13 protein-coding genes are annotated in these 12,328 nt (G+C 48.4%); 5 read left to right on the forward strand and 8 right to left on the reverse strand.

Annotation, left to right across the window (positions count from 1 at the left end; translation table 11 throughout):
* Positions 1-35: 35 nt before the first annotated feature.
* Positions 36-515 carry a MarR family winged helix-turn-helix transcriptional regulator gene (locus Q1B11_RS03950; protein ID WP_067520093.1) on the reverse strand — a complete coding sequence of 160 codons (480 nt, stop codon included), beginning with the start codon at positions 513-515 and terminating at the stop codon, positions 36-38.
* A gap of 182 nt (positions 516-697) precedes the next feature.
* Between Q1B11_RS03950 and betT the strand changes: the two genes are divergently transcribed.
* Together betT and Q1B11_RS03960 are read left to right on the forward strand one after the other, a co-directional pair.
* Positions 698-2,662, forward strand: a complete 1,965-nt coding sequence (gene betT / locus Q1B11_RS03955) for a choline BCCT transporter BetT (protein WP_299727892.1) — start codon at positions 698-700, stop codon at positions 2,660-2,662.
* Positions 2,663-2,665: 3 nt separating this feature from the next.
* Positions 2,666-3,043, forward strand: a complete 378-nt coding sequence (locus Q1B11_RS03960) for a DUF2237 domain-containing protein (protein WP_299727895.1) — start codon at positions 2,666-2,668, stop codon at positions 3,041-3,043.
* A 53-nt stretch (positions 3,044-3,096) separates the two neighbouring features.
* Here Q1B11_RS03960 and Q1B11_RS03965 read toward each other — a convergent pair whose 3' ends face one another.
* From Q1B11_RS03965 to Q1B11_RS03985, 5 genes are all read right to left on the reverse strand, one after another.
* The gene (locus Q1B11_RS03965) at positions 3,097-3,558 is read right to left on the reverse strand and encodes an acyl-CoA thioesterase (protein WP_299727898.1); all 462 of its coding nucleotides are present in this window, start codon (positions 3,556-3,558) and stop codon (positions 3,097-3,099) included.
* Positions 3,559-3,779: 221 nt separating this feature from the next.
* Positions 3,780-4,658 (reverse strand): glutathione-dependent disulfide-bond oxidoreductase, encoded by an 879-nt coding sequence (gene yghU, locus Q1B11_RS03970; RefSeq protein ID WP_299727901.1) that lies wholly within the window; start codon positions 4,656-4,658, stop codon positions 3,780-3,782.
* A 116-nt stretch (positions 4,659-4,774) separates the two neighbouring features.
* Positions 4,775-5,944: an ABC transporter permease gene (locus Q1B11_RS03975; protein ID WP_299727904.1), complete on the reverse strand. Its 1,170-nt coding sequence runs from the start codon at positions 5,942-5,944 to the stop codon at positions 4,775-4,777.
* Complete coding sequence (locus Q1B11_RS03980) at positions 5,941-6,651, reverse strand: ATP-binding cassette domain-containing protein (RefSeq protein ID WP_299727907.1); 711 nt, start codon at positions 6,649-6,651, stop codon at positions 5,941-5,943. Before Q1B11_RS03980 ends, Q1B11_RS03975 begins: the two co-directional genes overlap by 4 nt.
* The gene (locus tag Q1B11_RS03985) at positions 6,648-7,121 is read right to left on the reverse strand and encodes a hypothetical protein (protein WP_299727910.1); all 474 of its coding nucleotides are present in this window, start codon (positions 7,119-7,121) and stop codon (positions 6,648-6,650) included. The genes Q1B11_RS03980 and Q1B11_RS03985 overlap by 4 nt, the downstream gene beginning before the upstream one ends.
* 219 nt (positions 7,122-7,340) lie before the next feature.
* Between Q1B11_RS03985 and Q1B11_RS03990 the strand changes: the two genes are divergently transcribed.
* The 3 genes from Q1B11_RS03990 (at position 7,341) to Q1B11_RS04000 (ending at position 10,032) form a co-directional block, all read left to right on the forward strand.
* A complete protein-coding gene (locus Q1B11_RS03990) occupies positions 7,341-8,276 on the forward strand; it encodes an OmpA family protein (protein ID WP_299727913.1) in 936 nt (311 codons plus the stop codon).
* A 108-nt stretch (positions 8,277-8,384) separates the two neighbouring features.
* On the forward strand, positions 8,385-9,269 hold the full coding sequence (locus Q1B11_RS03995) for a DMT family transporter (protein ID WP_299727916.1): 885 nt from the start codon (positions 8,385-8,387) through the stop codon (positions 9,267-9,269).
* Positions 9,270-9,276: 7 nt separating this feature from the next.
* The gene (locus Q1B11_RS04000; protein ID WP_299727919.1) at positions 9,277-10,032 is read left to right on the forward strand and encodes a methyltransferase; all 756 of its coding nucleotides are present in this window, start codon (positions 9,277-9,279) and stop codon (positions 10,030-10,032) included.
* A gap of 35 nt (positions 10,033-10,067) precedes the next feature.
* Here Q1B11_RS04000 and Q1B11_RS04005 read toward each other — a convergent pair whose 3' ends face one another.
* Together Q1B11_RS04005 and Q1B11_RS04010 are read right to left on the reverse strand one after the other, a co-directional pair.
* Positions 10,068-10,535 (reverse strand): hypothetical protein, encoded by a 468-nt coding sequence (locus tag Q1B11_RS04005; RefSeq protein ID WP_299727922.1) that lies wholly within the window; start codon positions 10,533-10,535, stop codon positions 10,068-10,070.
* 501 nt (positions 10,536-11,036) lie between these two features.
* Positions 11,037-12,152 carry a class I SAM-dependent methyltransferase gene (locus tag Q1B11_RS04010; RefSeq protein ID WP_299727925.1) on the reverse strand — a complete coding sequence of 372 codons (1,116 nt, stop codon included), beginning with the start codon at positions 12,150-12,152 and terminating at the stop codon, positions 11,037-11,039.
* Positions 12,153-12,328: the final 176 nt, after the last annotated feature.

The following is a 12,328-nucleotide window of genomic DNA, read 5'->3' on the forward strand; positions in this document are numbered from 1 at the left end:
GATATCAAATTACTTTCAGCAACCTGAGCACCAATTCACGACGCTTCTGAGCCAATATCCAACAGTGGCGCCGCCTCTATAGACTCCGCATCCATCATGCTGGCAACCCGCTGAAGGGTGGATAACATCTGGGTTTTTTCCCACGGTTCAAGGGCTTCAAAGCGCTCAATGAATTTTTCATGGAGTAAGGTGGGCGCCGTGCCAAGCACTGATCGACCCAAGTCCGTGAGCCGGGCGTTCACGATGCGTTTATCGTGGGTGCTGCGCACTCGCTCAAGGTATTGTCGCTCTTCCAGCCGATTAAGAATGGTGGTCACCGTCGCCTGACTCAGGGAAACGTCCTGAGAGAGCCGTTTCACCGTCACATCCCCCAGATCATTAATGGACTTTAACACCATGATCTGCGGCGTTGTCAGGCCACAAGTCTTAATCAGTCGTTTGGAATGCAGGTCCGTTGCACGAATAATTCTTCTTAACGAAATAAGTACGTCAGTCCAGTAATGCGGTTCGTTCATTCACTCAATCCACTAACAACACAACAATAATTATTAATAACTATCAATTAACCACTCCTGACAACACAATTTCTTTAGACAGGAATGCCCATACTATAATATTGAACTCAAATTATTTGAACTCTAATAATTTATCTCTACAATTAGTTGGAGCCTCAGTCATATAAGCAGTAGTTGGCTCCATGGGAAATTTGAAAGCAAAACACGTTATTAATCCACCGGTTTTTTTCAGCGCCTCCGCATTGATCCTTCTCCTTGTGGGATATACGGTACTCTTTCCGGACGACGCCGATTTTCGTTTTACCCTTCTCCAGTCCGCCATCATGACCAATTACAGTTGGTTTTACGTGATGGCAGTGGCGTTGATTCTGATCTGTGTCGCCTTCCTCGGGCTTTCCCGATACGGGGATATCAAGCTAGGCCCAGACCACTCAGAACCCGCCTTCAGTTTTGGCTCCTGGTTTGCCATGCTGTTTTCTGCGGGAATGGGCATTGGCCTGATGTTTTTTGGCGTTGCAGAACCCGTGCTCCATTTCATGTCTCCACCAGTGGGTGAACCGGGCACTATTCAAGCGGCAAAAAAAGCCATGGAAATCACCTTTTTCCATTGGGGGCTTCATGCCTGGGCCATATATGCCATTGTCGCTCTGATACTGGCATTTTTTGGATACCGTCACGGCCTGCCTCTCACTCTTCGTTCAGCACTGTACCCACTTATTGGTGACCGGATTTATGGACTTCCCGGGCACGCCATTGATGTATTTGCCATTCTGGGCACGATTTTTGGTGTTGCCACCGCCCTTGGCTATGGCGTATTGCAAGTTAATTCCGGACTGAACTATCTGTTTGGTCTTGAAATAAGCACCAACACTCAGGTCATACTGATTATCGTGATCACTGCCCTTGCCACGCTTTCAGTGGCCACAGGGCTCGAAAAGGGCATTCGCAGACTTTCCGAATTAAACCTGTTACTGGCACTCATGCTGTTAGTCATGGTGGTCGCCCTTGGTCCTACCGTGTTGCTCATGCAAATGTTTGTACAGAATACCGGTGGTTATCTGTCTGACATCGTCAACAAAACATTCAACCTCTACGCCTATGAACCCACCGAATGGATCGGTGGCTGGACGTTGTTCTACTGGGCCTGGTGGCTTTCCTGGTCACCATTTGTAGGGATGTTTATTGCCAGAATTTCCCGCGGCCGAACCATTCGCGAATTTGTGATGGGCGTACTGTTCGTCCCTACCGGCCTCACCCTGATCTGGATGACCGCGTTTGGCAACACCGCCATTGATATGATTCTTCATCATGGCTACACAGCCCTTGGTGAAGCCGTGCAAACGGACGTTCCTATTGCGCTGTTTAAATTTCTCGAGCATTTCCCTTTCTCAAATGTACTCTCCATGATCGCCATTGCCATGGTGGTGATCTTTTTTGTCACCTCTTCCGACTCCAGCGCCATGGTGGTTGATATGCTGGCATCCGGTGGCAGCAACAAAACACCACTCTGGCAACGTATTTTCTGGTCCAGCATGATTGGTGTTGTGGCCATGGTTCTGCTGCTGGCTGGCGGTCTGAAAGCGTTGCAAACCGTGACCATTGCTTCGGCCTTGCCCTTTTCAGTCATTCTCTTGATCTCTGCTTACGGGCTTCTGAAAGCGCTGGCCATTGATGCCGCGAAAAAAGAAAGCTTAAGCACCACACGACTCACGCCCAAAGTCGGCCAGAAAACCATTCCCTGGCAAAAGCGCTTGGCAGTGCTGGTTCATTACCCAAGGCGCAAGGATGTTAAGCTGTTCATCACCGAAAGAGTGTTACCTGCCATGGAGTCCGTGGCTGCCGAACTTGGCAAACAAGGTGTTGAAAGCACGATTCAATTGGAAACAGAAAAGCAAATACCAAGCCTCGTGGTGCTTCATGGGGATGAAGTGGACTTCTTCTACAAAGTAACGCCCCGTGCTTACCTGCAACCAACCTTTATGCTTGATGACGAGGACGACGAAGACCTTGAATACTTCCGGGCCGAGGTTTTCCTCCGTGAAGGCGGTCAAGGTTATGACATTATGGGGTGGACGCGGGATCAGGTGATTGGTGATATCATTGACCAATACGAAAAGCATATGAACTTTCTGCAAATGGTGCGATAAGAGATGGAAACCGCTACATCTACCCAGAAAAACGTCTATGGCAGACCACTGCAGCCCTGCTGTATGGACCCTGTCACTGGTTTTTTCCGGGATGGCTTTTGTCACACTATGGATAACGATCTGGGCAGACACACCGTCTGCGCCCTAATGACAGAAGAGTTTCTGAATTTTTCCCTGTCCAAAGGTAACGATTTAATCACTCCAAATCAGGAATGGGGTTTCCCCGGGCTAAAGCCCGGAGACCGCTGGTGCTTATGCGCTGAACGCTGGAAAGAAGCCCTGGAGGCTGGTGTTGCACCTCCAGTATTTCTGGAAGCATGCCACCAACAATCGTTGGATATTATTCCTCTGGAAGTACTCCAACAACATGCCATGCACTGAACCATGTACTGAGCCATGTACTGAGCCATGCACTGTACATGGTTACAATAATATTAAACTGTTTGCGCCCGTACAGTTTCAATAACCCGCTCTGGCGAAATCACGCCCGATTTACTCAAAGCACAGCCTCTGGATGTCCCTTCCGCCACAACACGTCCAGCAACTAGAAACCTATGCTCCATATGAAATGCCTTTTCATCCCAGCCGGTAATTTTCATGTGCACATCGTACTTTTGAAAAGGGTTCAATGGCTTCTTATATTTCATGGTGTGCTCCGATACCACCGGAATCCAACCCTCCTTTTGCATGGTTCGGGCAAACCCGGTTCGCAGAAACATATCAACCCGGGAAAGATCACATATGGTCAGATATCGACCATTATTCATATGCATATTGATATCAAGATCGTTGGGTAACACCCGAAGCGTCAGCGTATTCTCCGGATACATAATCGGGAGTCGAGGCTTGAAAAAGGACGCCACCAGCAGGTAGATCATTCTGAAAATCAGGCTCATTCTTATACTTCTTTTAGTAGGGCTTTTAGTAGGGTTTTCCAGTAGATCGCACATCTTAACGACAGTAGTCGCACTATTCAAGATATATAAAAAGCCTGCCAGAGATGAATCTTGAAACATTGCAGGCCATAAAAAGCCGACGACTGAGAACCAGCAATCGGCCACAAAATAATTGATAGCTTGACGATAGCGAATTTATCTACCGAAGCTTTTTTGACGCTTCAGGGGAGTTCTGTGGCTTCCAGTTTGTCCTGAGTTTTCAGTTCAAAATCTGAAGCATCGTGGCGGTTATGCAGCTGTTCAGAAAGCTCACCCCAGGCACGATTCACCATCCGCCCACGCTGAACCGCTTCGCGCTCACCAATCTGCTTCGACCAGCGAACCACATGTTGATAATCTGCAACTTGTAAAAACTCCGCCGCTTCATAAAGCTTGCCATCCACCAAAGCACCGTACCATGGCCAGATGGCCATATCCGCAATGGTGTAATCATCGCCACAAAGATACGTATTGTTTGCCAGATGTTGATTCAACACATCCAGCTGGCGCTTTACTTCCATGGCAAAACGATCAATCGGGTACTCAAACTTTTCTGGTGCATATGCATAGAAATGACCAAACCCACCGCCCAGAAACGGCCCACTGCCCACCTGCCAAAATAACCAAGAGAGGCATTCAGCCCGTTTGGCTGCATCCTTTGGGATAAATGCATCAAACTTTTCCGCCAGATGCAAAAGCATGGCACCGGATTCAAACACCGGAATTTCTGTGTCGCCGCTGCGATCTACCATGGCCGGAATTTTCGAATTGGGGTTTACCCCAACAAAACCTGAACCAAACTGATCTCCGTCCATGATATTAATAATGTAAGCGTCGTACTCCGCGTCTTTAATCCCCAGCGCCAACAGCTCTTCAAACAGAATGGTGACCTTCACACCGTTGGGCGTTGCCAGAGAGTACAACTGAAATGGATGCTTGCCTCTCGGCAGATCCTGGTCAAACCGGGCACCGGCAGTTGGCCGGTTAATACCCGAAAATTGACCGCCATTTTCACTCTCCCACGTCCAGACTTTGGGTGGGACATATGGCTTATCTGCCATGAAAACCTCCAGATCAGTTGATGCTTATGAAGCACCTTAATTCAATCGTTAAGGCAGTATCAACTAATACTGGAAACCACTATAAAGAACCGCCTTGCATTAGATTCCAAGTCGACTTAAGTGCTTCTGGAAATACCATAAACCCGCCAGGCTGGAATACAGGCGATTAACAGCCCACTCAAGCAAAGAGATAACAGCCACATCAACTCACTGGTGGGCAACCCAATAATAGAGATCACCGGAATCCAGATTTCCAGAAAGAGGTTAGCGATACGATAAAAAATAACGCCCAGCAGCAATGCCATAAATATATGCAGCAGCGGCTCGGCCAATGCAATGCTTGCCAGCTGCCAGGGTTTTGCGCCAACCAGCCTTAGCAGCTCTATCTCCTGCTTTCGTTGAGCAAACCCTGCGGACAAATTGAAGAACATCATCAATAACGCAAGCACACCAATAATAAAACTCATCACCATAAACACATTATTCAGAATGCGTTCGTATTGACCCAACTTGTCTAATTCAATGGCTGGAATTGCTGCCCTGAGTGGCGCATCTTGTCTGGTTTCCAGTTGCTGCTGCAGTTTAAATAAACTACCTCGGTCTTTTAATTTAACCAGAACAAAATTGATCTTATCGGATTTAATGCCATGATCAGACCTGACGCTCCTTAACCCTTCTATAGGCACCAGAATATGGTCATCAAGGTTAGTACCGGTGGGTTTCAACACACCCTGTATCAAAAAGGGTTTCTGATACTCATCCTTTAAGCCTGGCGCAAAACCCCGGGCAATGGTAATGGTTTCCCCGGGCTGATATTGATACGCATCAGCCACGGATGAACCGACAAACGCCGTGTAATTATTTCTGAAGATTTTCTGGCTGCCGCTGACCGTTATAAAGTTCACAGCACTCAACTGCAATGTGGTCAGATATCGTGCCGTGCTGCCAATCACTGTGTGCCCACGATGACTTTCCCCCGCAGACACCGGAGCAGCCCATGCGACGGATGGATTATCTGCAATGTCCTGAAATTGCGACCACTTGATCGCCGGTGGAGGCGCCCCGATACCAAACAAACCATACAACACCAAATGCACCGGCTGCGTAGGCGCCCCCACAATGAGATCCGCCTGGGAAGCCACTTGCCTTGCATATTGTCGCACCGCCTCGTGAACATGGCTGATCACCAGCAGCAGCATCACGCTCAATGCCAATGCTGTGACTGATAACAGGGAACGCCCCGTGCGCTGACGATGGCTCTTTCGCAGGATTTTAAAAAGAATCATCGCAGCTCATGCTCCCGGGCCTGATTCAGTGCATCCATATCGATCACACGATCAAACCCTTCAGTATCCATATCGTCATGGGTTGTGCAGAGTAAGGTCATACCATTTGCACGACACTCTTCCAACAAAAATTGATACACCGCCTGCCGCCCCTGTTGATCCATGGCCGATGCCGGCTCATCCGCAAGTACCAAACCAGGCTTACCAATCACAGCCCTGACAATGGCAAAGCGCTGCTGCTGTCCGGCACTGTAGTCAGTTGCTTTTTTGGATAAACGTGACGGGTCTTTCAATCGTAGTTTACGGATTAAACGAAATACGTCTTCTGTCATGGATCGTGAGCCCGTTTCTGCCCCAGACGCTCTGACTGCTGAAAAATGGCAAGGTAACAGCATGTTATCCAGCGCCGACAAATAGGGAATCAACCGATAATGCTGAAAGACAAATCCAATAGAGTCTGAGCGCAGCCGGTTCAATGCGCCGGATTTTATCGTCTTCATATCATTCCCCAATACAGCAACCTGACCACTGGTCGGCTGAGTCAGCCCGGTGAGTAATCGGAGCAATGCGGTTTTGCCAGAACCATTACTGCCCTGAATACAAACACTCTCACCCTGTTGAATCTGCAAATCAGGAATATTCAGCACTTCAACATCGCCGATGTATTGCCTGAGCTTATGAATCTCGATGACGCCGATCTCTGTCATGGCAACATTCCTGATCGAATATTCACTAAGGTATGGTCTGGATACACTGTGGTTTTTTTCTGCCAACGCTGTGAGGTCAACCAGACATCCACCGCCTTAAGCATCGGAATGCGGTTATAAAGGTCAATATCTATCGACTTCAACTTCCCGGGGCGCTCACACCGAAGAATCTGGAAACCTTTAATACGGTCTGCCTGCTGATGCACACTGTGATCCACCACCCGACACCGGGCGTCTACCGACAACACAAACCAGGCCGTTTCTTTAAGCGCTTGGTAAACCTGCTGTTTATCCGTCTCATCAGAGAGATATTCCAGTGATTCCGCCCCCACCATCACATAGGCTGTGACTTTCTCTCCCACAATACTGACGTCCAATCCCATGCGAGCAGGCTCTATTGCCCGGTGCAGGAAAGTTCCTGTATCGGCAAAAATCCGCATTGGGATAAGTAATAAAATGAGCCATTTCATGGTGTTAAGATAATAAGACCGGTTGCTTTTCTACCCTCATTTATCGGTCATTGCCCCATAAAAATAAGCAGCGTGTCCTATACTCGTTTTGCTGCGAGTCAATATGCAGTCAATCGTTTTTATTTCAGAACTATCTCCTTCATACCCATTGGATTTCAAGTGTCTACTAGGCGACAAGAGAGCGAAGCCCCGTGAGCCTACAAGTAGTAGGTGATCGGGGTGAGCGAACGCTGGCAACAACGTAGCAACTTGAAAGGCGATGGGTATAAACATCCACTTTCTTCACACGACACATTGGGAGCATTATCCATGCGTCTTTTCACATTCGGGAAATCCGTACCCTTCTTTCTTATGGTGCTGTTGCTCACTGGCTGTGCCAGTGACGGCGCAAAACGCTGGACGGAGTGTGCTCTGATTGGCGCAGGTACCGGCGGGCTTGCCGGCGCCGCAGTGGGCAACAGTTCCAACGACAGTGGTAAAAATGCCGCCTACGGTGCGGTTGGTGGTGCATTGATCGGTGCCGCTATCTGTGCATTGCAGAAAGATACCGACCACGACAAAGATGGCGTCACCACGAAGTATGATCGATGCAAAAACACCCCTGCCGGCGTTAAAGTCGACAAACACGGCTGCCCTTTGGACTCCGACAAAGACGGCGTGGCAGACCATAAAGATCGCTGTAAAAACACACCGGCCGGTGTAAAAGTGGATCAATATGGTTGCCCACTGATCACTGACCGGGATGGCGACGGCGTTGTATCGGCTAAAGACAAATGCCCAAACACCCCAAAAGGCGTCCCTGTCGACGCAGATGGTTGTCCGCTGCAGCGTGAACTGGGGTTAGTGTATTTTGGTTTTGACAAAACTGACATTAACACTTTGGGTCGCGAAGAACTGGATCAAATTGCCGCCAAGGTCAAAAAGCATCCCAAAATCCGTCTGGTTTCTGTGGGCTACACCGATTCCACTGGCCCGGAAGAATACAATATGAAACTGGCGATGCGCAGAGCAGAAAGCGTTAAACAATACCTTGTGCAACACGGTGTTCCTGCTAAGCGCGTCACCGCCTCTGCCGGCGGTGTACTGAAATTTGGCGACCAGACACCAAAAGGTCGTGAACATAACCGCCACGTCACCATCGCTCTGGACCTGTAACATTTCTGATCACACCCGTTGAACAGGGACGTTCGACGTTAGGTTCTGTCTCTTTAGGCGCCTGTGGGCTATGATGGCGGCCGCTTCCATTTACTCAGCCGACCGCCCATGATCGATAACCGTAAAGCTTCCTTCTATGCTTTAGCCACAGCACTTTTGTGGTCAACTATTGCCACCGCATTCAAAATAGCATTGCAGGATCTTGACCCCTGGCAGCTGGTTTTCTGGTCTGTTATCACATCCACTGTCTTGTTATCCATCATCGTCGTACTTCAGGGAAAGGCGGGATTAGTTCGGTTTCAATTTCAAACAACACCAGGTCTGTTTTTATTTTTGGGGTTGTTAAACCCTTTTCTCTATCACGTAGCCCTGTTTGGTGCTTATGATCTGCTGCCCGCTCAGCAGGCACAGGCTCTGAACTACAGCTGGCCCATGGCGCTCACCTTGCTGGCCGTGCCTCTGCTGGGCAGGAGACTCTCCGTCAAAAGCCTTGCATGTTGCTTACTGGCTTATGGTGGCGTGGTGATGATCTGCACCCGGGGAGAATTTCAGAATCTGGCATTTGCCAGTGGGCAAGGTGTTCTTCTGGCACTTGCCAGCACAGTCATCTGGGCGCTGTATTGGATTTTTAATACCCGAAGAGACGGTGACCCAGTTGTGGGTCTATTAATTTGTTTTCTTTGCGGCCTGCCCTGGATCATTGTAGCAACCGGTATGTTCTCCAGCTTCTGGCCATCGTCCCCGACTGGCCTTGTCGCCGCCGGTTATGTTGGATTCGTTGAAATGGGCTTTGCCTATATCCTCTGGCTCAAAGCATTGAAGCTGACAGACAACACCGCCATGATCAGCAACATCAGCTATCTCAGCCCATTCCTTTCGCTGATATTTATTGCCAATATCCTTGGTGAGTCCATCTATCCTGCCACCTATGCAGGGTTAATCATGATCATTGTCGCCGTGCTGGCGCAGCAACATTTTTCCCGACAACAGTAAGCCCATCATGGCCAGAAATCGTTACTTCCAATTTAAGCAATTTAGAATCGAGCAGGGCGAATGCGCTATGAAGGTGACCACGGACGCCTGTCTCTTTGGCGCCCTGTTTGCCCAGTCCGCTCATACACAACAAAGTCATTCTATTTTAGATATTGGCGCAGGTACCGGGCTTTTGAGTTTGATGACAGCCCAAAATACCCAATCCGCCATCACTTCCGTAGAGCTAGATGCTGCTGCCGCACAGCAGGCGGCTTTTAACTTTTCAGCAAGCCCCTGGTCACATCAGCTTTCGGTGGTCAACCAATCCATTCAGGACTTCTCGCAACAAAACCACAACACCTTTAATAGCACCTTTGAAAGCATCATCACCAACCCCCCGTTTTTTCAACAATCATCAAAGGGGAGCGACCAACGCCGAAATTTGGCACGACATACCGACAGCCTAAGCTTTGATGACCTTGCCCGGTCGATTGTCCGTCACCTGGCACAGACCGGAGAGGCTTGGGTGTTATTGCCTGTGGATTCCAGTCATCATTTTCTAGTGGCCTGTCAGTATGTCAAACTGTGTCTGTTTAAACGAATACAGTTGCGCTCCAGCTTAACCCACCCCGTTCACCGCCATGTTTTGGTACTGAAACGCTCAGAGAGCACGTCGGATGAGAACTGCACAACGATTGATGACATGGTCACCATTTATGACAACCACCCCACGTATACGTCGGAAGTCCAGCAATTAATGTCGCCCTATTATCTTGCGCTATAAGCTTTCATACCGGCATTAGGTTCTGTTAAAAGAATCTAATAGTCACTCATTGCATTCAAGCATTGATCAGTAAAACAGGTAAACAAATCCTCTGAACCGTACATAGAATGGGATTTATTCGAAGACGATATTGCCCCATTCTCTGGCATATACGGAATCTGTTCATGGGCGGGTAAATGTCGATTGGCGATACTGATCAAGCGTTTAGTGCTTTCGCTTAACAAGCCGTCTCGATGCTTCGGCTCAGCCGGTTTGTTCTTCGCTTCTGCATTATTCCCTTCTGCATTAATTATTGTTTGAGACACAGATGCTTTCTGAGATTTTTTCTGGTATCCGGAACTCACTGGCTGTGCCAGCTCTTCAAATACCTGAGGCTTTACAAGCCCCGGATGATAAGACTTTGCCAGTCGACTTCTCGGACGGTTATCAAACTCCAGAGCCCACAACAAGGTAATCATGAAGAATCCGAAAAACATCCAAACTGGGCTGATCTTATTATTCATAGCTATCCCCCACCCCTCAAGAAGGTGCTGCTGTTACTCATTACATTTTGAGGGTGTCGCAAAAGACCATTAAAGGCAGATGTCGTAGGCCGGTAACCCAAGGGGTTGCCGACAATCAACACCTATACCCGTCGCCTTTCAAGTTGCTACTTTGTTGGCTGCTCTCGCTCACCCCAATCACTTACTAGCTGTAAGCTCATGGGGATTCTCTCGTTTGCCGCCGCGTAGCAACTTGAAATGCTTTGGATATACAGGCCTGTGAGATGTCCGCAACTCTTGTAGAATTACCGACCTACGGGTTTCGCGACACCCTCATTTGGTGAGTCGGCGTATTGTCGAACTCACGTAATGGCCTGTATCCAGTGCTGTGATTAACACTAGGCAAACCTGACAAAACAGCAAATAGGGATATGGAGCTTGCTGTTTTTTTCAACAGTGGGCTCACATCAGATACAGAACATGAACGCCGTAATTCAGAATAATACAAAAAAGTAGATATTTTCAGACTTTTTTGAAAGCTCGATAGATAGAAAAGCCATTCCGACTTAACAACGTTTCACAGCGTCCAAACGTCTGTTCAATAATAGGCGGGTATTTTAAAAAACTGTTCGCCACGATACGCAGCTCTCCACCCACTTTTAGTTTCTGGTGAGATTCAGACAGAAACCGTTCTGTCACTTCATAGTGGGTTTTCACACCCTGATGGAACGGTGGGTTAGAAATAATTAAATCAAACTGCCCGGTCACTTCAGACAGCCCGTCACTGGCTAAGACTTGAAAGTTCTCCACTCCCAAATCATTCATGGTTTGCCGGCTACTTGCCAGTGCCATGGCATCACAATCCACCAAGGTAAGATGACGTGCTTCAGGCTGCTCGCTGATATAAGCGGAAATCACACCAGCACCGCAGCCAAAGTCCAGAACGTTACCAGACGGTAGGTCATTCAATGTTTCCAGCAACACTTCGGTACCCACATCAAGACGACCATGGCTGAATACGCCAGGAAGGGAGGATATAGACAACACTTTATCCATTGCCTGCACGGTGAAAGTTTTAAACGCACCCTTCTCAGTAAACTGATCCGGCTTATTCACGGCTCCCTTATTCACGGCTCCCTTATTCACGGCTCCCTTATTCATGGCTCCGCAGGCTTCCAGCAATACACAATGTCGAGCATTATCAACACTTTTCACGTCACTGAAACTCTGCTTCAACCTTTTCTTCCAGGACTTGATACCCTCATCATTCTCGCCCACCAGATAAATCGGAACATTCGCTGCGACATGGAAGCGAATCATCTCCAACCAGAAATCCATCAATGGCTTACTTTTTTGCAGGAAGATGAGAACGCCATCCACCGGGCTGGACAGTGGCTCTTCAAGAACAGGGGCAAACGTCAGAAAAAAACGATCGTTATGGTTGCCAACCAAAGGCTTCAACCGACGATAATCACTGAAGTCTCTGGTCAGCGCCGTCACCCTACCCAGCCCCTCATCCAGCAGTTGGCTTACTAGCTGATCCCCAGGTAAACCAATCATCAACAAATGGTCCAGCTCGAAGCAATCCATATTACGGACAATTAACTGGGAAGGATTGGATAAAGAAAGAGAGGACATAATTTTCAACACAGAATTCAGTTCAATGGCGGCCTTAGAAGCTGTTCATGATCTTTTGCGAATAGCGAAAACGAGGAGAAAATGTTCCTGTTGTTCAGTTTTTTGAGGCACGTAGTGGCGCTACGTAACGAAGAAAACTGAAAAACAGGGGCGTGTTATCCTCGTTTGCAGCTCGC

Origin of the sequence: uncultured Endozoicomonas sp., assembly GCF_947495845.1 — a bacterium.
Taxonomy (GTDB): domain Bacteria; phylum Pseudomonadota; class Gammaproteobacteria; order Pseudomonadales; family Endozoicomonadaceae; genus Endozoicomonas.